We start from the raw sequence: 22,583 nt of genomic DNA on the forward strand, positions 1-22,583 counted from the left end.
CGCCGGGTGACGACCCGCAGCCCGCGAGCGAGCCCCGGATCCGGCACTCCCCGCCGGGTCCCACCGATGATCGGACTCGGGGCTTACCCGTGTCCTCCCCCTGGGGTATGCCGCCCTTCTCCTCCCCCGTCCCCGAGGACGAGCCCCCGGACCCGCCCAAGGGGCGCCGGCCGTACAGCTCCCCGACGGTGGAACCCGAGACGGAGCCGCGCAGCCGCCCCCGCCGGGTCGTGAACCATCCTGACAAGCTGGTGGCCAGTGGCCCGCCCCGCCCCGAGGCCGAGCCTCAGGCCGAGGACGAACCCCGATCCTGGTTCGAGACGGAGGACCAGCCCCAGCACAAGGCCCCGTACAGCACGCCGGACCCCGAGGCACCTCCAGAGGAAGCCGAACAGGAGGAGGAAGGCGAGGTGCGGCGCGTCGGGCGCCCGCCCGCCGGACGGCCCACGAGGCCGGACCTGCTCGTCGCGTCGGGCCCGCCCCGGCCGGGCGGCTCCAGTGGCAGGCACCACCGCGGCCCCGCTCCGTCGGCGATCCGCAGGGCGAGTCCGGTACGCCGGCGCAGCCTGGCCGCGCCGACCGCCATACTCCTGGCGCTGGTCCTGCTCGTGGCCGGCGGTGTGCTCGTGTGGCAGTGGCGCTCGTCCGACCAGCCGGGACTGGCGCTGTCCGACGGCACGGAACGCTCGGGAGACGAGCTGTTCACGGTGCCCTCGGCGGGTGACGGCTCCGACCAGAAGCTCAACGACATGACCTCCGTGGGCCGCGCCGTGGTGGCCGTCGGCAGCGACACGACGAGCCCGACGCCGCGGCCGCTGTTCCTGTTCTCGCCGGACAGCGGCAAGACGTGGCAGCTCGGCCAGGTCAGCGGGGCGAGCACCCCGACGGTTCAACGGGTCGTGGGCGGCGCCGGTCGCTGGCTGGCGAGCGGCGGCGACGGGGTGGGCGGCGAGCGCGGCCTGTGGACGAGCACCGACGGGTTCAGCTGGTCGGCCGTGGAGCAGAGCGGCCTGTCGGCGTTCAGGAACGGTGACCTGATCTCCGGCATCGCCAGGACGTCGTCGGGGTTCGTCGCGGTCGGCCGTACGACGCTCGGAAACGGCGGAAGCGGGCCCGCGGCCTGGCACTCTCCGGACGGGCGCGCATGGGAGCGGGTGGACACGAGCGGTCTCGGCGTACGCGAGCTCACCGCGGTCGTGGCCAAGGGCGACACCGTCGTGGCCATCGCAGAGTCCGGCCAGGGCGACGGCTCGCGGGTCGTCAGGTCGAGCGACGGCGGCGCCACCTACCAGGCCACCGCGTTCCAGCTGCCCGAGGCCAGGACCGGGTCGTCGGTGGCCGTACTGCCCAAGCAGTTCGTCCTCGTACCCACCAGGCAGCGTACGATCACCGGCGACGTACGCGTCTACTGCTCGCCGACCGGCGCGCAGTGGGCGCAGTGCGGCTCGATCCGCGGCTTGAGCGGTACGAGCCCCGGCATCGACTCGCTGGTCACCTATCCGTCCGGCATCGCCGCGGTCAGCCAGGCGAACCTCGGCAAGTACTCCATCCTGACCAGCTCCGACGGGCGTGGCTGGGCCAAGCGGACCGACCTCGGGAACCTGCCGGGCGCCACGCTGCGCGGCTTCACGATCTCCGACTCGGGCACCCTGTTCGCGGGCGGCGACCAGGCGACGGCGGACGTCGAGAACCAGCTCGTCCTCATGACCGCGCCCCCGCGCGGCGACGCCACACGCATCCGGCTCGCCGGTGTCGACGGCCTGTCGAGGATCGCCCGCCAGACCACCCGCCTGGCCGGTCATGACGGCCGGTACGTCGCGGTCGGCTCGGCCTCCGGCGACGCGGGCATCTGGACCAGCCTGAACTGGCAGTCCTGGACCTCCATGAGCCTCGGCGGGACGAACCAGCAGATCCTCGACGATGTCGCCTACGGCCGCCGCGGCTGGCTGGCCGTCGGCAGCACCCAGGCGGACACGTCGGTCACCGATCCGCTCCTGGTGTCCTCCGAGGACGGCCGCACCTGGAAGAAGGTGGCCGCCTCCGGCGACCTGGCCCGTACCCAGGACCACCCGTACCTGAGCATGCACGTCGTAGCCGCCGGCGAGGCGGGCTACGTGCTGGCCGGCGAGGACAGGAACGCGGCGGGCATGCCGGGCGCCGCGCTCTGGTTCACGCCTGACCTGCGCAAATTCACCCGGTCGAAGAAGCTGCCGCAGGGCGGCTCCGGTGTGCGCGTGTACGACATGGCCGCCACGCCGTCCGGATACGTCGCCATCGGCGGCTCGGGCGGCGGCGACCAGGAGAGCGCCGTGGTCTGGTTCTCGGAGGACGGCGTCAACTGGAAGCCCCGCCATCGCCTCTCGCCCCCGGAGGCGAGTTCCGCCGGATTGCGGCAGGTAGTGGCGTACCAGGACAAGATCATCGCGATCGGAACGGCCCAGACGCCCGGCGCGCGCCGCACCTTCGCCGCGGTCTCGGAAGACGACGGTACGACCTGGCGTACGGCGTGGCTGCCTGCTGACCAGGCGGCGGCCGTGTACGACCTCGCGGCGGCGGACCAGGGGCTGGTGGCGGTCGGCTGGCACGGCGCGCCGGGGGAAGGGGACAGCGCGGTTTGGCTGTCCGAGGATGGTCTGACGTGGAACCGGGTGGATCTGACGAAGGGACGGCTGGCGGGCCAGGGGATGCAGTGGCTGGCGGCGGTGACGGTGATGGGGTCGGAGGTGGTGGCGTTGGGACGCTCTACGACCTACAACGCCGACCACATGATTCTCTGGACGTCTTCGCTTTCCTCCGACCGCTGACCTTTTCTGGCCTGATTTCACCGGGTACGGCAAAGGGGGCTCGCTGGGCTCTCCAGATGCCACCTGGACGCCCCTGACGGAGGCGCTGCCGGGCTACGACCGCCTGCCTGGAGGCCTTGCACCCATGGAGGATCCAGGCCGCTCCGCAGCCCTTTCGAGCGGCGCCGGAAACCGCCTCTGACGTGGGCAAACGCGACGTAAAACCGGTAAAATCCAGGGGTCTGGCCGCGTGGGCGGCCGTGCCCTGAGGAGGCTATGCGTGAACCGCGATATCCGTACGGCGGACGACGTTCTCAGCATGCTGGACCGGCTTTTCGCCGCGGATGCCGACCGATGGACACCGAACGCCGCCACCTGGTGGGACACGTTCTACTCCGACCGCTCCACGCAGATCCCCTTCTTCGTGGCCAAGCCGGACGAGAGCCTGGTGTCCTACCTCGAGCGCGGCCTGCTCGCCCCGGGCCGAGCCCTGGACCTTGGCTGTGGACCAGGGCGCAATGCCATCCATCTCGCCTCACTCGGGTTCGAGGTGGACGCCGTCGATCTGTCCCCGGCCGCCGTCACCTGGGGTGAGGAGCGGGCCCGCGAGGCCGGCGTCGATGTCCGCTTCCACTGCGGCGACATCTTCTCCGTCGAACTGCCGCCCGGCCAGTACGACCTGGTCTACGACTCCGGCTGCCTCCACCATCTGCCGCCGCATCGCCGGGTGAGTTACCTGAGCCTGCTGGACCGGCTCCTCGTCCCCGGCGGTCAGCTCGCCCTCACCTGCTTCGCCGCCGGAGCCATGGGGTCCGAGCTGTCCGACGAGGAGTTCTACCGCCAGGGTCGCTTGGACGGCGGGCTGGCCTATACGCCTGAGGCGCTGCGCTGGATCTTCTCGGACTTCACCGAGGTCGAGTCGCGTCCCATGAAGGAGCAGTCGCCTGACGCGCCGGTCTTCGGCGTTCCCTTCCTGCTGACGGCGTTGTTCCGGCGCCCGGCCGCGCTCACCGACTCGTGATCGCACCCGGCTGGCCGCGGACGCCTCTACGGCCAGCCGGCGCCGGGCACCTCGACCTCGGCCGAGAGCACCTGGCCGGTGCCGGGCGGCACCATCTCGGGCATGCCGCGCCACTCCGCCGCGACGATGAAGAGCGTCGTGCGGTCCTCGCCGCCGAGTTCGCAGGCGAAGGCGCCGCGGTCGAGGTCGATGGTCCGCACCTTCTCGCCGCCCTCGCGTACGCGGACACACTGCCGGTTGGGCACGTCGGCGTACCAGACGGCGTCCTCGGCATCGACGCAGATCCCGTCAGGGACGCCGTCCCCGAGGTCGGCCCATACCCGGCCGTTCGAGAGACCGCCGTCAGCGCCGATGTCGTACCCCATGAGCCTTTTGCCGTACGAGTCGGCCACGATCAGCGTGGAGTTGTCCCGTGTCACGGCCATCCCGTTCGGAAAGGAGATGCCGTCGGCCACGTCACGTGCCGAACCGTCGGGGCTGACCTGTGTGACGGCCCCCGGAGCGAACGCCGCGCCGCTGAGCATGTCGAAGCCCACGCGGTTGACATAGGTGTTGCCACGGCCGTCGATGACGATGTCGTTCCAGCCGCGCGCGATGCCGGTCAGGTCGGCGTGGGTCGTCAGCGATCCGTCGGGTTCCAGGCGCAGCAGCAGTCCCCGCGCGGAGTCGACGATCACCATCCGCCCATCAGGCTGCCAGGCCGTGCAGAGGGGTATCGAGTCCACCCGGGCGACGACTTCGTGCTTGCCGTCGAGGTCGAGCGCGATCACCTCGTGCGCGGTCCAGTCCGAGAAGTACAGGCGGCCGTCGTGCCAGCGTGGCGACTCGAGCAACCCGAGATCGGTGAGCCAGGTACGCAGTTCGGACATCGAAGACTCCCTTCGCGACGTCTCTGAGCGTGACGTCTATGAGGACGAGTAGCACGCGTGCTGCCATTTGTAAGTGACGTAGAAGCCGAGCGGCTCGTTTCGACATCCTCGGCGGAGGTTGCTAACGTCGCGCCTACGCGAGAGGCGCGTGATCGCCGTGTGACGAGGGAGGTTGATGAATATGGCTGCCAGCAGCCGTCATCAGCATGCCCTTGTCCGGCCCGCGCGAAGCTAGCGCGGTCCGGGTCGTACCAAACGACCAGGAGTCACACGTGTCATCTTTCCCCACCGATCTGACCACTGCCCGTCTCATCCTGCGGACGTGGACCGACGGCGAGGTCGCCGCCGTCCTGGACGGCACCCGCCCGGCGCACTGGGCCGCGGACTTCCCCGCCGAAGGCGATCACGTCATCGCCGGCCTCTTCGCCGAGCACCCCGCCTGGCTGGGCGACTATGGCCACCGTCAGGTCATCGAGCGCGAAAGCGGCCTGGTGGTCGGCTCGATCGGCCTGTTCTGGCCGCCGAGCGACGGCACCCTGGAGATCGGGTACGGCATCGTCGCCTCCCGGCGAGGCCGCGGCTACGCCCCCGAGGCCACCCGGGCCCTGGCGGCGTTCGCCCTCACCGCGCCAGGCGTGCACACGGTGTGCGCCAACGTGGAACCGTCGAACCCGCCCTCGATCCGCGTCCTGGAGAAGGCTGGTTTCCAGCGGTGGAGCACTGAGGAACAGATCATCCGGTTCCGCGCCATAACCCCGGACCTTTCCTAGCGGTTACATTCGCCGCGCCGAGTGTCGAAGCGGCGGCCGACGGGCTTCGGCACTCGGCGCGGCGTGGTTCGGCCGTCCGCTCGCTGCGGACAAAAATTACAGTTGATCATGGACAATTCCCGCATGCCTCTAAGGGGCCAGCTTCTTCGCCATCACCAGCTCCCGCAGTCCATTCGGCAGCTCGTCGCCGATCTGGTCCGTGTTCTCGAAACCGTTCCGCCGATACAGCGCGATCGCCTTCTCGTTGAACGGCGCGACCGCCAGCTCCAGGACCTCGGCGCCTGCCTCCACGGCCCACGACTCCACGGCTCGGATCAGCCGGTCGGCGACTCCCTGTCCCCGCGCCGCCGGGTTCACCCACATCGAGATCATTTCGGCCACGCCTTCCCGCTCGCCCGGGATCCCGCTGGCCATCCCGACAGGTTTCCCGTCGAGAAGGGCGATCAGGTCCCGTGAGCCGGGGATGCTCAGGCGGGCTCGCCAGCGCTCCTCGCGGTCGCCGTCGCCCTGCCAGTCCGCGAGCGGGACCCCGAACGCGTACGGTGCCTCCTCCAGCGCGACGAGCCGAAGCTCTCGCCAGAGGGCCCAGTCATCCGCCGACAGCTCCTGCAATTCGATCATCCAGGCAGGTTGCCGCCCCGAACGTCCTGATCGCAACCGTATTAAGCGGTCGTTGAAGGTAATTGACACACTTATCAACATCTATGAAGCTTGTCGTCATTCCGGACGGCCGAAAGGGCACCAGATGACGGCGACGGCTCGTGACCCCCAGCACATAGACCCCGCCCGCTCCCGCCGGGCCTTGATCGCCGGTTCGATCGGCAACTTCATCGAGTGGTACGAGTTCGGCGTCTACGGCTATTTCGCCACCATCATCGCCGCCAACTTCTTCACCCCCGCAGGCGCGAGCGACGTGGAAGCGCTCGTCAAGACCTACGCCTCGTTCGCCCTGGCGTTCTTCTTCCGGCCGCTCGGTGCCGCGCTCTTCGGCAGGCTCGGCGACCGGATCGGCCGCAAACCCCTGCTCATCCTGGTCGTTCTGCTCATGTCGGGGGCCACGGCACTGATCGGGGTGCTCCCGACGTACGCCACTCTGGGCGCGGCGGCTCCGTGGTTGCTGACGCTCGTCCGGATCGTGCAGGGGCTGTCGGCCGGAGGGGAGTTCGGCGGGGCGGTTTCGGTCATGACGGAGTTCGCGCCGCGTGGCAGGCGCGGGCTGTACGGGTCGTGGCAGTCGTTCACCGTGGCATTGGGGCTGCTCGGGGGAGCGGGCGCGGCGGCCCTGCTCGCGACCGCGCTGTCTCAGCAGGATCTGACGGACTGGGGATGGCGGGTGCCGTTCCTGCTGGCCCTCCCGCTCGGCCTCGTGGCGCTCTGGCTGCGGTTGCGGCTGGAGGAGACGCCGTCGTTCCAGCGGGTGAGCACGGCGGAGCCGCTCACGAAGCCGACCGCCGGTGAGGTGACCAAGGCGATCGTGCTCGGCATCGGGCGGCTCATGGGCTGGTCGGCCGCCGGGTACACCTTCCTGGTCGTCATGCCCTCCTACCTCCAGACCACGTTGAACGCCACCTTCCAGCAGGCGTTGATCGCCACGGTGCTGGCCAACCTGGGGTTCGCGCTGGCGATCATCCCGGCGGGCGTGCTGAGCGACCGGATCGGCAGGCGGCCGGTGATGCTGGCGGGGGCGATCTCGGTCATCGTGCTCGCCTTCCCCCTGCTGAACCTGCTCCAGGACCCCGGCGCCCCGAGCTGGGCCAAGGGACTGGCCGTGCTGGTGGCCGGGGTCGCGGTCGGTCTGATGGCGGGACCGGGGCCGGCGATGCTGGCGGAGATGTTCCCGACCACGGTTCGCTACACAGGCCTGGGGCTGGCGTACTCGCTGTCGAACGCGGTGTTCTCCGGGTCGGCGGGTCTGATCATCACCGAGCTGATCAAGACGACCAAGGACGTCGACATCCCCGCCTACTACGTGGTGGCGGCCTGCGTCGTGAGCGCCGTGGCGCTGCTGAGCCTCCGGGGCGACGACCATCGCACGGACCTGCGCGCTTGAGGCGGGGCGTCATGCCGGTAGCGCGTCCCAGGCCGTCAGCGCCTCCAGCAGGCCGTCCGTGAGTACGAGCCGTGCCAGGTCGTCCCGGGAACACCAGCGGGCGTCGGCGGCGTCGTCGCCCGCGGCGAGCGTGCCGTCCGTGACGGTGGCGCGGTAGTCGCGGATCTCGTACGTCACGCCGTCCGGCCCGGGGCGGTCCACGGTGCCCACGAGGGGGCCGACCGTGACGAGCAGGCCGGTCTCCTCCAGGACCTCGCGTCGCAGGGCGTCGGCGTCGGTCTCGGCGGGCTCCACCCGGCCGCCCGGGATCGACCACAGGCCCGCGCCCGGCGGGTGACCGCGCTTGATCAGCAGGAGCCGGTCAGAGGCGTCGACGATGATCGCGCCCACGCAATTTACGCGCACACGGTCAAGATTATGACCAGACACCGGATGCGGCCTTGACGTGGCGGTACCCGAGGACGCAGCGTGAGTAGCTGTGAGAGCGGTTCCAACCTGCCCACGGTGTTTTGGTCCGCTTCATGGACCGAGTGCCTGGTCGAGTGCGTGGCGATGTGATGCGCACGGTGATGTCCTGCCCTACCAGCCGCCCTGGCCGCCGTCCGCCAGAGCGGTCGAGGTGTTGCGGAAGAGCTCGATGGTGCCCGTGTGGCTGCCATGGCCGTTGCCGCCCGGCTGGCTGGTCACCGGCTTCGCGGAAGCGGGCGACGAGCGTACCGGGGGGCGGGCCAGCGTGGTCGCGCTGTGCGGGCCTTCGCTGACCCAGGGGCCCGCCGACCTGCTGGTCATCGCCGAGGAACCCGGCGTCGGGCTGGGCGCCGCGTTCGCCGGGCTGGACGGTCCCGATCCCGGAGAGGGGTTCGACTCCGGGCCGCCGAACGCGAAGATCGGGGTGCTCGGGCACCCGACGGCGCTGTGGTGCGTGAGCGCGGCGGCCGACCGGGCCGTCTACGCCGGCGAGGCGAGGGGCAACTGGCTGTGGACGATCGCCTGGCCCGCCGACGCCGGCTGCCTCATCGGGCTCGCCGAACTGAGCCTCCACGACCTGCGCGATCTCGAGCTCGACCTGCCTTTCGGCGCGTTCTCGCCGAGGCTGGGACACTAGGTACCCGACGAGTCACCGTCAACGCGATTCGCGTCGTCACTCAGACGGACTAGAGTTCGGAGACGTGACAGCGCGTATCGAGCGAGTGGTGAGCGAGGGTGTCGTCGACGTCGACGGCACCGAGCACAAGGTCGAGAACAACATCTGGATCGTCGGCGACGACGAAGAGGTGATCGTGATCGACCCGGCGCGTGACGCCGACAAGATCCTGGAGAAGGTCGGCGAGCGAGAGGTGCTCGCCGTGATCTGCACCCACGGTCTGCCCGACCATGTCGGCGCCGCCATCGAGGTGGCCAGCAGGGACGAGGCGGTGATCGCCCTCCACCCCAAGGACAAGCCGCTCTGGCGGGAGACCTGGACCGAGACCTGGCCCGACATCGACATGGAGGACGACGGCATCTTCGCCGTCGCCGACGTGCGGCTCGATGTCATGGAGACGCCCGGCGTCACGCCCGGCGGGGTCTCGCTCTACTGCGAGGGGCTCGGGGTGGTGTTCACCGGCGAGACGCTGCAGGCCGACGGGCCCGGCAAGATCGGTGGCGAATACCCCGACCTCAACTACCAGCTCAACGCGATCGGCGCGCGGCTGTTCACGCTGCCCGCCGAGACGCGGGTGCTGGCCGCCCACGGCGACGAGGTGACGGTCGGCGACCTGGAGCCGCACTTCGGCGACTGGCAGCTCAGCGAGTCGTCCGACACGGACGAGGGCCCGCTCACCGACGGCACCAAGGCCGCCGGGATCAGGCTCGATCCGGGTGATGGCCGGAGTGTATGACCAGCTTCCGCTGGAAGGGATGCCGCGACGGCTCTATTCGTGCACGCCGTCGCGGCTGAACGCCTGGCTCGACTGCCGCCGCCGCTACCGGTTCACCTACCTGGACCGGCCGCAGCCGTCCAAGGGGCCGGCGTGGGCGCACAACAGCGTCGGGGCCAGCGTGCACAACGCGCTGGCGGCCTGGTGGCGTGAGCCGTACGAGCGGCGGACGCCACTGACAGCGGCCATCCTGCTGACCAACGGGTGGATCACCGAGGGGTTCAGGGACGCGGACCAGTCGGCGCAGTGGCTCGGGCGTGCCCGCGACCTCGTGTCCGGATATGTCGGCACACTGGATCCGTCGGATGATCCGGTCGGCGTCGAGCGTACGGTGGCCACCCGCACCAAGATCATCGCTGTGTCCGGCCGGATCGACCGGCTCGACCGGCGGGGTGACGAGCTGGTGGTGGTCGACTACAAGACCGGGCGGCGGCCTCTCACCCAGGACGACGCGCGGTCCTCGCTCGCGCTGGCCGTCTACGCGATCGCGGCCTCCAGGATGATGCGCACCCCGTGCCACTCGGTCGAGCTGCACCACCTGCCGACCGGCGAGATCATCGAATGGCGCCACACCGAGGAGTCCCTCGCGCGCCACCTGGGACGCGCGGAGGAGGTCGGGGTCGAAGCCGCCACCGCCGATGAGTGCTACCGCGAGGTGATGGGCGCACCGGGTCCCGTACGCGCCCGCTCCTCCGGCGCGGCGAGCCGCCGGATATCGGGTACGGCGTCTGATCCGGTCCCGGGTACGACCGGAAACGGCGGCTCAGGTGCGACCGGTGGGTCTGCCGGAGAGCGTCCGCACGTCGGGCCCCCGGCCATGTCGCCCGAGCTGGACGAGATGTTTCCCCCCAACCCCGGCCCGCTCTGCGGTTGGTGCGACTTCCGGCGCCACTGCCCCGAGGGCATGGCCGCCGCCCCCGAGCACCGCCCCTGGGACGCCCTGGCCGAATAACGACGGCAACCCGGCCATGACCATGGTTGGACATATCCGGTTATGGTCGGGTTGTGGGTCGGGTGGGGCGTCTGCCGGTGGCTGTGGCGCTCGGCGCGTTGTTCAACCCGCTGAACTCGTCCATGATCGCCATAGCTCTGGCCCGCATCGAGGCCGAGTTCCACGTCGGCGTCGTCGCCGTCACCTGGCTGGCCGCGGGCTTCTACCTGACGGCCGTCGCCGTGCCGCCGGTCATGGGCGCGCTGGCCGACAGGTTTGGTCCGCGGCGGGTGTTCTGCGCCGGGCTGATCATGGTGGGACTGACCGGTGCCCTCGCCGCCGTGGCCCCCACCTATCCCGTCCTGGTGGTGGCCCGGCTGCTGCAGGCGTTCGGGAGTTGCGCGACGCTCCCGGCCGGGATGGCGATCATCACGGCGACGGCGGAGAAGGGGCGGCCGCCGCCCCGCGTCATCGCGATGATCTCGATGGTGCTGACGGCCAGCGCCGCCGCGGGGCCGGTGCTGGCGGGGTTCCTGGTCAGCTTGTGGGGTTGGCGGGCCATCTTCCTGGTCAACGTCCCGCTCGCGGCGCTGGCGCTCGTGCCGGCGTTGCGCTGGCTGCCCAAGGTGGCTCCGGTTCGGCGGCGGCGGGCGTGGCTGCCCAGGCCGCGGCCCGCGCTGCTGGCGACGTACGGGTTGTTCGCGCTGGTCAATGTGGTGTTCTATCTGGCGTTCATCATGGTGCCGCTCTGGGCGCAGCGCTCGGGCGGGCTGCCGCCGCATCTCGCGGGGCTGCTGGTGCTGCCCATGGCCGTGTCGGCGATCGTCATGACGCCCGTGGCGGTGGCGCTGGCCGCGCGGGCGGGGTTGCGGGCCGTGCTGCTGGCGAGCGCGGCGCTGCTCCTGGCCGGATCGTGCGTGATGTTCTGGGCCGGGCCCATCGGTCTGGTGCTGGTGACCACGTCGCTGATCGGCCTGGCGTCAGCGTTCAGCCAGTTCGGCCTGAACTCGCTGGTGTTCGTCCACACCGACCGGAACGAGACCGGCATGGCCGTGGGCCTGTTCCAGGCGTCGCGGTACATCGGAGCCGCCACGGCCGCCTCGATCACCGGTGTGCTGTTCGACCCCGCGAGCATGGGCCCCAGCGGCTGGGTCATGGTCACGGCCTCGACCCTCATCCTGCTCGCCGGATTTATCATCCCCGTCGAGACATCGGATGAAGAATCCCGCCAAAACCAATAGAAACCGGCTATAAGCCTAAATTCCCCTGGATAGCTCCGACCTAAGCCATTGACGGCAAGCGCCGTAGGCAGTCATATCGGGTGTAACCCCCTACTGAAAGGCAGGTGCGCATGTCCCAGCCGAAGGAACAGGGTAAGCAACCACCCAGGATCCACGCGAAGAAGGTCAAGGCCCGCGGCGAGGAGACGACCTGGCACAAGCCCGACTACCAGGTGGTCGAGGCGTCGATGGAGATGACCGCGTACTTCCTGGCCACCAGGTAACCGGACACCGCCATGCGACTGCAGGTGCTCGGCACCGCGGCCGGTGGCGGCGTGCCCCAGTGGAACTGCGCGTGCCCTGGCTGCTCCGGGGCACGCGCTCATCCGGGCCGCCGCAGGCGCCACGCCAGCCTGGCCGTACAACTGGACGACGGGTGCTACGTCGTCAACGCCACGCCCGACATCGCCGACCAGATCGAGGCGTGCGCGTGGCTGCGGCCGGGACCGGGGCCGCGCGAGTCGCCGCTGAAGGGCGTCATCCTCACCGACGCCGAGCTCGACCACACGATCGGCCTGCTCAGGCTCAGGGAGGCGGACGAGCTGGCGGTCCGCTGCACCCCGGTGGTACGGCAGGCGCTGCGCCCCTTCGCCGACATCCTCCGCCCCTACCTGCGGCTCTCCTGGGCCGACGCCGACCTCATCCCGATCTCGGCCAAGCGCCCCCGGTACGCCGCTTCCCCGGAGGCTCCGGACTGGGTGTCCGCCCTGCGACTCATGGGGGGAGCGGTGGTCTACGCCCCCGCCATGGGCGTGTGGCCCGACGAGCTGGACGAAGCCGAATGCGTCATCATCGACGGCACGTTCTGGGACGACGAGGAGCCCCGCCGTACCGGAATCTCGGAGAAGACCGCCACCCAGATGGGCCACCTGCCGATCGAGGCGACCATGGAGCGCCTGTCCCGGCTGCCGGGCCGCCGCCTGTACACCCACCTCAACAACACCAACCCCCTCGTGGACCCGGCGGCCGAGCAGCACAAGGTGCTCGCCGAGCTGGGGATCGAGGTGGCCGCCGACGGGATGGTGATCGACCTGTGAACGGCTTCGAGGCCGAGCTGCGTGCCGTACCGGAGAAGCGCTACCACCACCTGCACCCCTTCAACCAGCGCATGCACGCGGGCGAGCTGACCCGTGACGAGCTGCGGGGCTGGATACTCAACCGCTTCCACTACCAGCGGCACATCCCGATCAAGGACGCGTTCATCCTCGGCAAGCTGGAGACGCCCGAGCTGCGCAGGACGTGGCTGCGCCGGATCCAGGACCACGACGGCACCGCGCCGGGCGAGGGCGGCATCGAGCGGTGGCTGCGCCTCGGCGAGGCGGCCGGGCTGGAGCGGGCCCTGCTGCTGTCGGGCGAGGGCGTGCTGCCGGGCGTACGGCTGGCCGTCGACGGCTACGTGAACCTGTGCCGCAACGGCTCCGCGCTCGAAGCCGTGGCCGCCTCGCTGACGGAATTGTTCGCACCGGACCTGATGCGTACGCGGATCGCCGCTTTCGAGCAGCATTACCCGTGGATCGACCCCGAGGGGCTGCGTTACTTCCGCGTACGCGTCTCTCAGGGCCGCCAGGACAGCGGCGAAGCCCTCGCCCTGGTCCAGGAGTGGGCACGGACCCGTACGGACCAGGAGAAGGCCATCACGGCCCTCGGCTACAAGTGCGACGTGCTGTGGGCGCTGCTCGACGCGGTGGACGGGGCTTACTGATGACCTGGCGCCCCGCACTGTCCCGCGCGGCCATGCTCCGCCACGATCCGGTACGGCAGGCCGACCTGCTGATCGTGCCCGAGCGGATCGTCGTGCTGAACGAGGAGGCGGCGACCATCGTCGGCCTCTGCGACGGCGAACGGACCGTGGCCGACATCGTCGCGGAGCTCCCCGAGGGCGTGGCGGCGGATGTGGTGGAGTTCCTCGACCGGGTGCGCGGGGAGGGGTGGCTGCGGTGAGCGCGCCCTGGGCCATGCTGGCCGAGCTCACGCACGCGTGCCCGCTGCGCTGCCCGTACTGCTCCAACCCGGTCGAACTGGCGGCCAGGTCGAGCGAACTGAGCACCGGCGAGTGGCAGCGGATCATCGCCGAGTCGGCGGGGCTCGGCGTGGTGCACGCGCACCTGTCCGGTGGCGAGCCGCTGCTCAGGCCGGATCTGGCGCCGATCGTGGCGGCGGCCGAGGGGGAGGGCGTCTACACCCAGCTCGTCACCAGCGGCGTCGGGCTCACGGAACGACGGCTCGGCGAACTCGCCGAAGCGGGGCTGCGGAGCGTGCAGCTGTCGGTCCAGTCGGCGACCGGCGCCGAGTCGGACCGGATCGCCGGAGTCGCCTCGTTCGCGTGGAAGGAGCGGGCGGCCGCCGTCGTGGCGGCGAGCGGGCTGCCGTTCGGGCTCAACGTGGTGCTGCACCGGGAGAACCTCGACGCCGTCGGCGAGATCATCGAGCTGGGACTGTCGTGGGGGGTGGAGCGCATCGAGCTGGCCAACACCCAGTTCTACGGGTGGGGGCTGCTCAACAGAGCCGCGCTCTTGCCCACCAGGGAGCAACTCGCCCGCGCCGCGGCCACAGTCGTGAAATATCGGGAAAAAACGGATGTTGAGCTGATCTGGGTGATCCCCGATTACTTCGACGGCGTGCCGAAGCCCTGCATGGGCGGTTGGGGCGCGATCTCGATCACCGTCGCGCCCGACGGCCGGGTGCTGCCCTGCCCGGCGGCCTACGACCTGCCGCTGGAGCCGCCGAACGCCCGTGACCACTCGATCGGCTGGATCTGGGAGCACTCACCCGCGTTCAACGCCTACCGGGGCACCGGCTGGATGCGCGAGCCCTGCGCGAGCTGCCCGCGCAAGGAGCTCGACTTCGGCGGCTGCCGCTGCCAGGCGTACGCGCTCACCGGCGACGCCGGCCGCACCGACCCGGCCTGCGGGCTGTCGCCCGACCACCATCTCCTCGACGAGCTGGCCGGCGGTGGCACGTGGACCTTCAGGCGGCCAGCCCCTTCGGCCGGCGCCGCGGATCGGTCAGCCCCCTGAGCCCCTTGGTGGTGTCGTAGCCGGCGGCACCGAGCCGCTCGCGGGCGGCCCGCAGCATCTCCCTGGTCGACGGCATGAACGCGTGGTCGTGCAGCGGCTCGGGCAGGGAGTTCATGGCGAGCCTGAACGCCTTCAGCCCGGCCGTCACCGTGGCCCTCGGCACCTCCGGCAGCACGCCGTACATCTGCCTGGCCCAATCCGGCAGCGTGTAGTAGCACAGCGCGCCGAACGGGAAGTAGGCAGGTTTGCCCGGAGTGAGTGCCCTCAGCTCCTGCGGCAGCCTCGGCCAGAGCAGGAACCGCACGGTCGAGGCGGCCTCCTCGGTGACGCGCAGGGTGAGCCGTACCTGCTTGAAGTAGGCGTCCATCTCCGCGCACGAGCCGGGCACGTCCTCGGGGTGCAGGCCGACGTAGGAGGCGCTCCTGCGCTGCTCCCGCAGGTAGGAGTCGGCCTGGCGCTCAGTGAGCCCCAGACCGCCGCGCCTGGCCACCTCCAGGTAGGACGAGACCTCCGCGCAGTGCACCCAGAGCAGCAGCTCGGGGTCGTCGACCCGGTGCGTCCTGCCGGTGTCGGGGTCGCTGACGCGCAGGCTCTTGTGGATGCCGCGCACCCGGCGGCCGATCTCGTCGGCCTCGGCCGGGCTGCCGAACGTCGTGCGGCCCACGAAGTCGGCGGTGCGGCGCAGCCGGCCGAACGGGTCCTGCTGGAAATTGGAGTTCTGCCAGACGCCGCGCATCGCTATGGGGTGCAGCGCCTGGAGCATCAGGCCGCGTACGCCGCCGACCCACATGGAGCGGTCGAGGTGCACCAGCCAGGTCGCGCTGTGCGGCGGCTGGACGACGATGTCTTCGCTACTCGTCATAGTAAGTAGATAATTACACGGCATTAGACCATGTGTCCAAGTGCGGGCTCTCGACGGCGTTCCAGAACCGGATCAGCGCCGCGGCCGTGGTCTCCGGAGCCTCGACGGCGGGCGAGTGGGCCGCGCCGGGCAGGACCACGCACTCGGCCTCCAGCCTGGCCGCCATCTCCGACTGCAGCTCGGCCGGCCAGCCGTCGTCGTGCTCGCCGTACAGGACGAGCGTGGGCACCTCGATCTGCCTGAGCTCGTCGGTACGGTCGGGCGCGTTCAGCGTCTGCTCGGCCATCCGCGACAGGGCGGTCGGCGAGTTGGCCAGCAGGCGCTTGCGCAGAAAGGCGATGATCTCGTCGGGGACGCCGTTGGCCAGCGCCTCGGGCTCCATCTTGGTGGCCCAGACGTGCTCGAGCCCCCGGACCGGGACCTCCTTCAGCAGGGCCCTGCCGTTGCGTGCCCGATCGCCCACGATGGCGGACGGCCCTGAGCTCATCAGGGTGAGCGAGGCGAACTTCGTCCGGCCGTCGATGACCGCCTCGCGCGCGACGAGCCCGCCGAAGGAGTGCCCGACCAGGTGCATCGGCTCGTCGCCGCCGCTGAGCGTCTGGGCCAGCAGGTCGACGTCGGCGCCGAGCGCGGCGCACGTGTAGGCGCCGGGGTCGTCGGGACCCGGCGTCTCGTACTGCCCGCGCAGGTCGACGGCCACCACCCGGCGGCCCGACAGGGCCAGGGTCTGCAGGACCGCGATGAAGTCTTCCTTGCTGCCGGTCAGCCCGGGGATCAGGAGGGCGGGCCAGCGCTCAACCACACCGCTGACCGGAAGCGCCTCAAGGGCCGCGAAGGTGCCCTGGGCCGTTTCGATCTTGTGCGGTGCAACGCCAGGAGGCAGGTCGAGGAATCGCGGCGTACTCACGTGAGGCAACAATACCCAGAGGTCAGGGCCTAGACACCGGCATACTCCGTACGCTGGTGCGAGTTCGCGGAAAGTTGTCCGGTTATGTGGTGAAAACGCGGCAGGCGCGCACCGCGGGATGCGGTACGCGCCTGCTTCTGTTCAGCCTTCTGTCCCCGCGTCTGCCAGGTGTCTAGCCGACGCGGCGGCGGTTGCCACCGCCATTGTTACCGCCACTGCCGCCGCGCGGCTGGCGGCGCGCCTGCTTGCGCTCGGTGGCCGCCGACGGGGCGATGTCGTCGTCGTCCGTGGCCAGATCGGGTGACTGGAAGATCACCATGAACGGGCTCGCGGGGACGATGCGGTCCGGCTCCTGGCGCACCGGGGGCGGGGGCGTGGAGAAGCTCGTCTCGGCGATCGGCGCCCGTTCCATGACCCGTTCCTCCACGACCTGTTCCTCCGTGATCCGCTCCCCTGCGGGAGCCTGCTCGACGACCTGCCTGCGCTCGGCGGCGGGCTTGCGCTCCCTGGTGGGCTTCCGCTCGGCCACGGGCTTCCGCTCGGCCTGCTGCTCGACAACCGGCTCGCGGTCGGTGAGCGGGGCCTCCGGGGCGTCGGCGAGGGCGTTCTCGATGGCGGCCGAGGCGGCCCCCCTGCGAGTGCGACCGCGCCGCGGCTCGGTGGCCGCCTCGATCTCGTCAGCTGAAATGATGGCGGGTGTCTCCTCCGTCTTTCTGGCGGTCGACTTGCTGGAGCGACTGGGCACGGGCTCGACCTCCGGCGTCTCGACGGGTGCGGTGCCCTCTTCTGCGGGCAGTCCGCCGCGGGTGCGGCGGCGCTGGCGCGGCGTGCGCGCAGGACGCTCCTCGCGCTCGTCACGGCGCTCGTCACGGCGGCGACCGCCGTTGCGAGTGCGCGTCCTGCCGGTCTCGCCGAGGTCCTCGATGCGCTCCGCCGACAGGCCCGCCCGCGAACGGCTGGCATGCGGCAGGACGCCCTTGGTGCCCTCGGGGATGTTGAGCTCGGTGAAGACGTGCGGCGAGGTGGAGTAGGTCTCCTCGGGCTCGGCGAAGTCGAGCCCGAGCATCTGGTTGATCATCTTCCAGCGGGTCAGCTCCTCCCACTCCACGAACGTGACCGCGATGCCCGTGCGCCCGGCCCGGCCGGTGCGGCCGGTGCGGTGCACGTAGGTCTTGTCGTCGGTGGGGCAGTCGTAGTTGACCACGTGGGTGACGTCGTCGATGTCGATGCCGCGGGCCGCCACGTCGGTGGCGACCAGCACGTCGATCTTGCCACTGCGGAACGCGCGCAGGGCCTGCTCGCGCTGGCCCTGGCCGAGGTCGCCGTGGACGGCCGCGACCGCGAAGCCGCGGGTCTCGAGCTGCTCCGCGACCATGTCGCAGGCCCGCTTGGTCTCACAGAAGACCATGGTGAGCCCGCGGCCCTCGGCCTGGAGCAGCCGGGCGACGATCTCGATCTTGTCCATCCGGTGGGCGCGCCACACGATCTGGCGTACCTGCGGGTGCGGGATGCCCTCGCCGCCCTCGCCGTTCTCGTGCTCGGCCCGTACGTGCGTGGGCCGGTTGAGGTATTTGCGGGACAGCGCGACGATCTCGCCGGGCATGGTCGCCGAGAACAGCATGGTCTGCCGCTCGTCGGGGATCAGCTTGAAGATCCGCTCGATGTCGGGCAGGAACCCCAGGTCGAGCATGCGGTCGGCCTCGTCGAGCACCAGTGAGGTGATCTGGCTGAGGTCGAGGTGCTTCTGCTTGACCAGGTCGAGCAGCCGTCCGGGGGTGCCGACGATGACGTCGACGCCCGCCTTGAGCGCTTCGACCTGCGGCTCGTACGCCCGGCCGCCGTAGACGGTCAGGACCCGCGAGCCGAGCTTGCCGGCGGCGGTGACCAGGTCTTCGCTGACCTGTACGGCCAGCTCGCGGGTGGGCACGACGACCAGCCCGCGTGGCTTCTTACGGTTCTTACGCGGTTTGCCGATGCCCTGGAGCATCGCGATGCCGAACGCGTAGGTCTTTCCCGTGCCTGTGCGTGCCTGACCGATCAGGTCCTGGCCGCTCAGCGCGAGCGGGAGTGCCATCTCTTGGATGGGGAACGGTGTGGTGATGCCCTCGGTCTCGAGGGCATCAGCGATCTCAGGTGTGACTCCGAGGTCTCGGAAAGTCGTCAGCGTGGCCTGCCTCAGTCTCAAATGAAGGCGGGCCTGCCGGGACCGACGGGCGGAAAACAAACCCCGTGCCTGGGTCCTCGCGGTAGAGCCAGCCCTCTCGCGTCATCGCGACCGCAGACCCGGGAGTGGGGGGTTAACGGGGAATTCCCCCGAATTAACACAGTGCGGTCGCACTTTCACAGAGCAGTGTACTCGATACCACAACGTTGGCCGAGTTTCCGAATGTTCCCGAAGTACGCTGCCTTCCATGAACGAGTCTCCAGGAGTCGTCGATCTGCTCGGTGTGCTGGCTTATGCCGAGCTCAGCGCCTTCACGCGGATGACCGAGGACGCGGCGTCCCTCGCCCCCTCCTTGGCCGATCAGGTCGCGCTGAGCGAACTGGCCGTGGCCGAATACGCCCACTTCCGTCTGTTGCACGACCGGCTGACCGAGCTCGGCGCCGATCCCGAACAGACGATGTCCCCGTTCGTCGAGGCGCTGGACGCCTGGCACACCCAGACGGCTCCGGGCGACTGGCTGCAGGCGCTGGTCAAGGCGTACGTGGGTGTGGGCATCGCGCTCGACTTCTACCGGGAGGCGGCCAGGCACCTCGACCCGTCGATCGCGAAGCTGGTCGATGAGGTGCTCGTGGACGAGGGGCGCTCGGAGTTCGCGGTGGAGCGGGTCAGGGCCGGTCTCGTGGCCGACCCGACGGCGAGCGGCCGGCTGGCGCTGTGGGCGCGGCGGCTGGTCGGCGAGGCGCTCAGCCAGGGGCAGCGGGTCGCGGCGGCCCGGCCGGAGCTGGCGCTGCTGCTGGTCGAGTCGGCGTCCGACGACCAGGCGCAGATCTCCCGGTTGTTCGCCAAACTGACCGAGGAACACGGCAAGCGGATGGCCGCCCTCGGCATCTGAATGTCTGGATCGCTTCGCTCAAGCGAGGGTACGGCGCTTGCCGCCGCACCCCGCTCGAGCCGCTAGAGGGTGCCTCCGAAGCCGACGGGCCTTGACTCGTCCTCGCCGATCTCGATGAAGCCGATCGACGCGACCGGCACGATCACGCGCCGCCCCTTCGCGTCGGTGATGGAGAACACGCCGCGATCGGCGGCGAGCGCGTTTCTGATCTCCTCTTCGACCTGCTCGGACGATAGTTCGGTCTCGACGACGAGTTCGCGGTGTACGGAGCGTACGCCGATCTTGACTTCCATCATGCTCCCTTTCGACGGGGCCGGCTCACCCCATCGTCGCCGCTGACCGGCCGGGAAACGCAGTTGATCGCGCCCAGCGAACGGGTTTAAGCCGTACGCGGAAAACCGCTGATGCCGCGCCAGGCCAGCCGGGCCATGAGCTGCTCGGCCGCGTCCTTCGGAATGGAGCCGTGCGTGGTCACCCAGTAACGGGCGCTCACCTCGGCCATGCCGACCAGCCCGACACCGAGCAGGTGGGCCTCGTCGCTGGTGCAGCCGGTGTCCTCCTGGATCACCGCGCTGACCATTTCCGCGCATTCCTGCAGCGAGCGCTCCACGCGCTGGCGCACCGGCGCCACGTTGCGCAGGTCCGACTCGAAGACGAGCCGGAACGCCTCGCCCTGGGTGGAGACGAAGGAGTAGAACGCGCTGAACGTGGCCTGCACGCGGAGTTTGTTCTCGTGCGTGGACGCCAGCGCCTCGCGGCAGCGGTTGACCATGTCGTCGACGTGCAGGTCGAGCAGCGCGAGGTAGAGCTCCAGCTTGCCGGGGAAATGCTGGTACAGGACGGGTTTGCTGACTCCTGCCCGGTCGGCGATCTCGTCCATGGCGGCCGCGTGATAGCCGTTCTCCACGAACACTTCCTGCGCGGCGCTGAGTAGCTGCCGGCGGCGGGCCAGTCGGGGCAGCCGAGTGCCCCGGGGCTTGGCGTCCGGGGTTGCGGTCACGCTGGTCTCCATGGGTCTCTGAGTCGGCTGTTCGGACATCCTACGTGCGGCTCAGCGGCTCATCAGCGATAGTCGTCATCATCGAGGTCCACCTCGCGGGCCTGCTCGGCGGCGTCGGCGGGATCGACCTCCAGCGGGGTCTCCCGGAGCGTCCCGCCCCCGGTGCCGCGAATCAGGACGTGCTGTTCGGCGGCGTCGGCCTCGGGAGCCTCGACCGGGAGTTCTTCCATCATCTCGTCGAAGGGGAGGTCGTCCCCACGTACGTCCATCTCCGACATTGCAGTCCCCTTCTAGGTGCGGACGGAACCAGACTACGCCTGACCGAAAAGGTCGCCGTGTTCCTCGACCCTGGCCAGTACGTCGTGTGTCGCGAACACCAGGTCCTCCGGATGCTCGCAGCCTTCGACCTCCTTCCACAGCAGCGGCGTCGAGACCGTGGGCCGCTCCCCGGCCCGCAGCGAGTAGGGGGCCACGGTGGTCTTGGCCGGGTTGTTCTGGCTCCAGTCGATGAACACCTTGCCGGGGCGGGCCTTCCTGGCCATCACGCTGACCACCTGCTCGCGGTGCGCCTTCTCCAGCACCTGGGCCAGCCTCTTGGCGTACGCCGAGGGCTCCTCGCGGCCGTCCCAGTCCGCGTACAGCTGCATGCCCTTGTTGCCGCTGGTCTTCGGCCGGGCGGTGAGGCCGTCGGCGCGCAGCACCTCGCGGAGCATGAGGGCCACCCGGCAGCACTCCACGATGGTCGCCGGCAGGCCCGGGTCGAGGTCGAACACGAGCGTGTCGGGCGGCAGCGCCTCGCCGTCGGCGGACACCCGCCACTGGGGCACGTGCAGCTCCAGGGCCGCCAGGTTGGCGTAGTAGACGAGCGAGGGCAGGTCCTCGATGACGGCGAAGTCGATGGTCTCGCGGTTCTTGGTGCTGCCCGGCACGGGCAGGGTGACCCTCCTGATCCAGTCCGGGGTGTGCTCGGGCGCGTTCTTCTCGAAGAAGGACTGGCCGGTCACGCCGTTGGGGTAGCGCTTGACGGTGAGCGGCCGGCCTTCGAGGTGCGGCAGGAGTACGGGGGCGACGCGGCTGTAGTAGTCGATCACCTCGGCCTTGGCGAATCCGGCCTCGGGATAGAGCACCTTGTCCAGGTTGCTCAGCGTCAGCTGCCGCCCGCCGACCTTCACCGGCACCTTCTGGGGACTCACAACGTCACCTCCGAAGGGAGTTTGTCCGGGCGCAGCCCGCGCCACACGGGGTGGCGCAGTCGCAGATCGTCGGTCCACATCGTGTAGGCCACCTCCCCGACGAGCTCGGGTCTAACCCATCGGTTGCGCCACGGGACCTCGTTCTGGAAGGGACTGCGCGGGATCTCCAGCGGGCGCAGGAACGCGTCGAGCTGGTCGAGCACGTCCTCGGTGAAGCCGGTGCCGACGTGCCCGACGTAGGTCAGGCCGGGCTCCGTGAACACGCCCATGATCAGCGAGCCGACCCCGCCCGACCTGCGGCCCTTGCCGGGTTTCCAGCCGCCGATCACGACCTCCCGCGTGCTGAGATGCTTCACCTTGATCCACCATGGCGAGCGGGTGCCCGGCCGGTACGGCGAGTCGAGCCGCTTGGCGACCACGCCTTCGAGCCCCTGCTCCTTGGTGGCGGCGAGGAGGTCGGAGTCTCCGGGGAAGTACGGCGGGGCGCCGACGTCCAGCTCGTCGAGGAGGCTGCGCCGGTCGCGGTACGGCAGGTCCAGCAGGGTGATGCCGTCGAGGTAGAGCAGGTCGAAGGGCAGGTAGGTGACCGGATACAACTTCAGCATCGTCTCTTCCGGATCGGTGAGATGCATGCGGTGCTGCAGCCGGACGAAACTGGGGCGGCCGCGCGGGTCCAGCGCGACGACCTCCCCGTCGATCACCGCATTCTTCACTCCGAACCCCGAAATTTCGGGATACCGGCGGGTGTAATCGGCTCCATGCCTTCCCGTCACCTTCAGGGCACCGTTGCGGTGGAGGATGGCGCGGATGCCATCCCATTTGACCTCCAGGCCATACCGCTCGCGATCCGGGGGTAGTTGCCCAGGTGCGGCGAGCATCGGTTCGATTGGGTATGGCATTGGCGACCCCATGAGGGGGTATGTGC

25 protein-coding genes are annotated in these 22,583 nt (G+C 70.0%); 14 read left to right on the forward strand and 11 right to left on the reverse strand.

The window, feature by feature from the left end; translation table 11 throughout:
• Positions 1-89: 89 nt before the first annotated feature.
• Positions 90-2,804: a hypothetical protein gene (locus tag AB0B91_RS35030; protein ID WP_358328758.1), complete on the forward strand. Its 2,715-nt coding sequence runs from the start codon at positions 90-92 to the stop codon at positions 2,802-2,804.
• Positions 2,805-3,063: 259 nt separating this feature from the next.
• Positions 3,064-3,804 (forward strand): class I SAM-dependent methyltransferase, encoded by a 741-nt coding sequence (locus tag AB0B91_RS35035; RefSeq protein WP_358328761.1) that lies wholly within the window; start codon positions 3,064-3,066, stop codon positions 3,802-3,804.
• A 26-nt stretch (positions 3,805-3,830) separates the two neighbouring features.
• Here AB0B91_RS35035 and AB0B91_RS35040 read toward each other — a convergent pair whose 3' ends face one another.
• Complete coding sequence (locus tag AB0B91_RS35040; protein ID WP_358328764.1) at positions 3,831-4,673, reverse strand: SMP-30/gluconolactonase/LRE family protein; 843 nt, start codon at positions 4,671-4,673, stop codon at positions 3,831-3,833.
• A 272-nt stretch (positions 4,674-4,945) separates the two neighbouring features.
• On the opposite strand from AB0B91_RS35040, the gene AB0B91_RS35045 reads away from it, so the two are divergent.
• Positions 4,946-5,443 carry a GNAT family N-acetyltransferase gene (locus AB0B91_RS35045; RefSeq protein WP_358328767.1) on the forward strand — a complete coding sequence of 166 codons (498 nt, stop codon included), beginning with the start codon at positions 4,946-4,948 and terminating at the stop codon, positions 5,441-5,443.
• 129 nt (positions 5,444-5,572) lie between these two features.
• On the opposite strand, the gene AB0B91_RS35050 is transcribed toward AB0B91_RS35045, so the two are convergent.
• Positions 5,573-6,064, reverse strand: a complete 492-nt coding sequence (locus AB0B91_RS35050) for a GNAT family N-acetyltransferase (protein ID WP_358328770.1) — start codon at positions 6,062-6,064, stop codon at positions 5,573-5,575.
• A 124-nt stretch (positions 6,065-6,188) separates the two neighbouring features.
• Here AB0B91_RS35050 and AB0B91_RS35055 point away from each other — a divergent pair, with 124 nt between their 5' ends.
• Entirely contained in the window at positions 6,189-7,493 is a 1,305-nt protein-coding gene (locus AB0B91_RS35055) for an MFS transporter (protein WP_358328773.1), read from the forward strand.
• Between the two features lie 9 nt (positions 7,494-7,502).
• On the opposite strand, the gene AB0B91_RS35060 is transcribed toward AB0B91_RS35055, so the two are convergent.
• Positions 7,503-7,898, reverse strand: a complete 396-nt coding sequence (locus tag AB0B91_RS35060; RefSeq protein WP_358328776.1) for an NUDIX domain-containing protein — start codon at positions 7,896-7,898, stop codon at positions 7,503-7,505.
• A 73-nt stretch (positions 7,899-7,971) separates the two neighbouring features.
• On the opposite strand from AB0B91_RS35060, the gene AB0B91_RS35065 reads away from it, so the two are divergent.
• From AB0B91_RS35065 to pqqE, 9 genes are all read left to right on the forward strand, one after another.
• Positions 7,972-8,598 carry a DUF6758 family protein gene (locus tag AB0B91_RS35065; protein WP_358328778.1) on the forward strand — a complete coding sequence of 209 codons (627 nt, stop codon included), beginning with the start codon at positions 7,972-7,974 and terminating at the stop codon, positions 8,596-8,598.
• Positions 8,599-8,662: 64 nt separating this feature from the next.
• On the forward strand, positions 8,663-9,373 hold the full coding sequence (locus tag AB0B91_RS35070; RefSeq protein ID WP_358328781.1) for an MBL fold metallo-hydrolase: 711 nt from the start codon (positions 8,663-8,665) through the stop codon (positions 9,371-9,373).
• Positions 9,357-10,364, forward strand: a complete 1,008-nt coding sequence (locus AB0B91_RS35075) for a PD-(D/E)XK nuclease family protein (RefSeq protein WP_358328784.1) — start codon at positions 9,357-9,359, stop codon at positions 10,362-10,364. The genes AB0B91_RS35070 and AB0B91_RS35075 overlap by 17 nt, the downstream gene beginning before the upstream one ends.
• Positions 10,365-10,417: 53 nt before the next feature.
• Entirely contained in the window at positions 10,418-11,584 is a 1,167-nt protein-coding gene (locus AB0B91_RS35080; protein WP_358328787.1) for an MFS transporter, read from the forward strand.
• Between the two features lie 110 nt (positions 11,585-11,694).
• Positions 11,695-11,847 carry a pyrroloquinoline quinone precursor peptide PqqA gene (gene pqqA / locus AB0B91_RS35085; protein ID WP_358328790.1) on the forward strand — a complete coding sequence of 51 codons (153 nt, stop codon included), beginning with the start codon at positions 11,695-11,697 and terminating at the stop codon, positions 11,845-11,847.
• A 12-nt stretch (positions 11,848-11,859) separates the two neighbouring features.
• Entirely contained in the window at positions 11,860-12,660 is an 801-nt protein-coding gene (locus AB0B91_RS35090; protein WP_358328793.1) for an MBL fold metallo-hydrolase, read from the forward strand.
• A complete protein-coding gene (gene pqqC, locus AB0B91_RS35095; protein ID WP_358328795.1) occupies positions 12,657-13,325 on the forward strand; it encodes a pyrroloquinoline-quinone synthase PqqC in 669 nt (222 codons plus the stop codon). Before AB0B91_RS35090 ends, pqqC begins: the two co-directional genes overlap by 4 nt.
• A complete protein-coding gene (pqqD, locus tag AB0B91_RS35100) occupies positions 13,325-13,564 on the forward strand; it encodes a pyrroloquinoline quinone biosynthesis peptide chaperone PqqD (RefSeq protein WP_358328798.1) in 240 nt (79 codons plus the stop codon). Before pqqC ends, pqqD begins: the two co-directional genes overlap by 1 nt.
• Positions 13,561-14,640, forward strand: coding sequence for a pyrroloquinoline quinone biosynthesis protein PqqE (pqqE, locus tag AB0B91_RS35105; RefSeq protein WP_358328801.1), 1,080 nt, complete (start codon positions 13,561-13,563; stop codon positions 14,638-14,640). The genes pqqD and pqqE overlap by 4 nt, the downstream gene beginning before the upstream one ends.
• Here the strand turns inward: pqqE and AB0B91_RS35110 are convergent.
• The 3 genes from AB0B91_RS35110 to AB0B91_RS35120 all read right to left on the reverse strand — a co-directional run bounded on the left by AB0B91_RS35110 (position 14,591) and on the right by AB0B91_RS35120 (position 18,483).
• The gene (locus AB0B91_RS35110; RefSeq protein ID WP_358328804.1) at positions 14,591-15,502 is read right to left on the reverse strand and encodes an oxygenase MpaB family protein; all 912 of its coding nucleotides are present in this window, start codon (positions 15,500-15,502) and stop codon (positions 14,591-14,593) included. The genes pqqE and AB0B91_RS35110 overlap by 50 nt on opposite strands.
• 13 nt (positions 15,503-15,515) lie before the next feature.
• On the reverse strand, positions 15,516-16,409 hold the full coding sequence (locus tag AB0B91_RS35115; protein WP_358328806.1) for an alpha/beta hydrolase: 894 nt from the start codon (positions 16,407-16,409) through the stop codon (positions 15,516-15,518).
• Between the two features lie 172 nt (positions 16,410-16,581).
• On the reverse strand, positions 16,582-18,483 hold the full coding sequence (locus tag AB0B91_RS35120) for a DEAD/DEAH box helicase (protein ID WP_358328809.1): 1,902 nt from the start codon (positions 18,481-18,483) through the stop codon (positions 16,582-16,584).
• A 337-nt stretch (positions 18,484-18,820) separates the two neighbouring features.
• On the opposite strand from AB0B91_RS35120, the gene AB0B91_RS35125 reads away from it, so the two are divergent.
• Positions 18,821-19,465, forward strand: coding sequence for a ferritin-like fold-containing protein (locus AB0B91_RS35125; protein ID WP_358328812.1), 645 nt, complete (start codon positions 18,821-18,823; stop codon positions 19,463-19,465).
• A gap of 62 nt (positions 19,466-19,527) precedes the next feature.
• Here the strand turns inward: AB0B91_RS35125 and AB0B91_RS35130 are convergent, their stop codons facing one another.
• From AB0B91_RS35130 to ligD (AB0B91_RS35150), 5 genes are all read right to left on the reverse strand, one after another.
• The gene (locus tag AB0B91_RS35130) at positions 19,528-19,761 is read right to left on the reverse strand and encodes a DUF3107 domain-containing protein (RefSeq protein ID WP_250906424.1); all 234 of its coding nucleotides are present in this window, start codon (positions 19,759-19,761) and stop codon (positions 19,528-19,530) included.
• Between the two features lie 83 nt (positions 19,762-19,844).
• Complete coding sequence (locus AB0B91_RS35135) at positions 19,845-20,465, reverse strand: TetR/AcrR family transcriptional regulator (protein ID WP_214639794.1); 621 nt, start codon at positions 20,463-20,465, stop codon at positions 19,845-19,847.
• A gap of 62 nt (positions 20,466-20,527) precedes the next feature.
• On the reverse strand, positions 20,528-20,743 hold the full coding sequence (locus AB0B91_RS35140; RefSeq protein WP_358328817.1) for a hypothetical protein: 216 nt from the start codon (positions 20,741-20,743) through the stop codon (positions 20,528-20,530).
• A gap of 33 nt (positions 20,744-20,776) precedes the next feature.
• Positions 20,777-21,658: a non-homologous end-joining DNA ligase gene (ligD, locus tag AB0B91_RS35145; protein WP_358328820.1), complete on the reverse strand. Its 882-nt coding sequence runs from the start codon at positions 21,656-21,658 to the stop codon at positions 20,777-20,779.
• Positions 21,655-22,536 carry a non-homologous end-joining DNA ligase gene (gene ligD, locus AB0B91_RS35150; protein ID WP_358328823.1) on the reverse strand — a complete coding sequence of 294 codons (882 nt, stop codon included), beginning with the start codon at positions 22,534-22,536 and terminating at the stop codon, positions 21,655-21,657. The genes ligD (AB0B91_RS35145) and ligD (AB0B91_RS35150) overlap by 4 nt, the downstream gene beginning before the upstream one ends.
• Positions 22,537-22,583: the final 47 nt, after the last annotated feature.

Source organism: Nonomuraea sp. NPDC049141, assembly GCF_040648415.1.
In the GTDB taxonomy this organism is placed as follows: Bacteria; Actinomycetota; Actinomycetes; order Streptosporangiales; family Streptosporangiaceae; genus Nonomuraea.

Excerpts from the sequence above, each read along its gene's own strand:
- pqqD (WP_358328798.1), top strand. The coding sequence starts at position 13,325 with ATGACCTGGCGCCCCGCACTGTCCCGCGCGGCCATGCTCCGCCACGAT.
- AB0B91_RS35130 (WP_250906424.1), bottom strand. The coding sequence starts at position 19,761 with ATGATGGAAGTCAAGATCGGCGTACGCTCCGTACACCGCGAACTCGTC.
- AB0B91_RS35125 (WP_358328812.1), top strand. The coding sequence starts at position 18,821 with ATGAACGAGTCTCCAGGAGTCGTCGATCTGCTCGGTGTGCTGGCTTAT.
- pqqA (WP_358328790.1), top strand. The coding sequence starts at position 11,695 with ATGTCCCAGCCGAAGGAACAGGGTAAGCAACCACCCAGGATCCACGCG.
- AB0B91_RS35120 (WP_358328809.1), bottom strand. The coding sequence starts at position 18,483 with ATGGCACTCCCGCTCGCGCTGAGCGGCCAGGACCTGATCGGTCAGGCA.
- AB0B91_RS35055 (WP_358328773.1), top strand. The coding sequence starts at position 6,189 with ATGACGGCGACGGCTCGTGACCCCCAGCACATAGACCCCGCCCGCTCC.
- AB0B91_RS35040 (WP_358328764.1), bottom strand. The coding sequence starts at position 4,673 with ATGTCCGAACTGCGTACCTGGCTCACCGATCTCGGGTTGCTCGAGTCG.
- AB0B91_RS35110 (WP_358328804.1), bottom strand. The coding sequence starts at position 15,502 with ATGACGAGTAGCGAAGACATCGTCGTCCAGCCGCCGCACAGCGCGACC.
- AB0B91_RS35050 (WP_358328770.1), bottom strand. The coding sequence starts at position 6,064 with ATGATCGAATTGCAGGAGCTGTCGGCGGATGACTGGGCCCTCTGGCGA.
- AB0B91_RS35090 (WP_358328793.1), top strand. The coding sequence starts at position 11,860 with ATGCGACTGCAGGTGCTCGGCACCGCGGCCGGTGGCGGCGTGCCCCAG.
- ligD (WP_358328823.1), bottom strand. The coding sequence starts at position 22,536 with ATGCTCGCCGCACCTGGGCAACTACCCCCGGATCGCGAGCGGTATGGC.
- AB0B91_RS35140 (WP_358328817.1), bottom strand. The coding sequence starts at position 20,743 with ATGTCGGAGATGGACGTACGTGGGGACGACCTCCCCTTCGACGAGATG.
- AB0B91_RS35075 (WP_358328784.1), top strand. The coding sequence starts at position 9,357 with ATGGCCGGAGTGTATGACCAGCTTCCGCTGGAAGGGATGCCGCGACGG.